The organism is Caballeronia sp. GACF4 (assembly GCF_023631025.1).
Classification (GTDB): domain Bacteria; phylum Pseudomonadota; class Gammaproteobacteria; order Burkholderiales; family Burkholderiaceae; genus Caballeronia.
This window is the reverse complement of record NZ_JALQDW010000064.1, coordinates 1-342: the sequence shown is the minus strand read 5'-3', so window position 1 is coordinate 342 and position 342 is coordinate 1. Positions and strand designations below refer to the sequence as shown.

Sequence of the window (342 nt, the reverse complement as noted above, 5' to 3'; positions counted from 1 at the left end):
ACGCGAGCCGCGCGTCGCAGATCAACCGTGGCATGAACCCCGCGCCGCGACCTCCCGCCCGTGTTTGAACGTGGCGGCCATGGCCATGTGTTGCGTAAGCCATGACCACACCGTGCGTACACCATCGTATGGCGGGTCTCTCGCAGACGGACTCAACTACCGCCGTACAACCTTTGACAAACACCCGGCGGTGCAGCGCATTGTCATGGAGTCGAAGGGCAAGCCCGGAGCGTTTGGTCTTGCGATGCAGAAGCTGCCTGTAGATGTTGTGCGCGAGATTAAGAGCAACAAATTCGATCATGTGGCAAACGGAAGCAAAGTTGGCCAAGCCGATTCAATTTG

1 pseudogene is annotated in these 342 nt (G+C 58.2%); it reads left to right on the top strand.

Annotated features, from left to right (window positions below):
- Window positions 1-112: 112 nt before the first annotated feature.
- Window positions 113-342 (top strand): annotated as a pseudogene (locus NCR40_RS31210) (hypothetical protein); the annotation flags it as partial.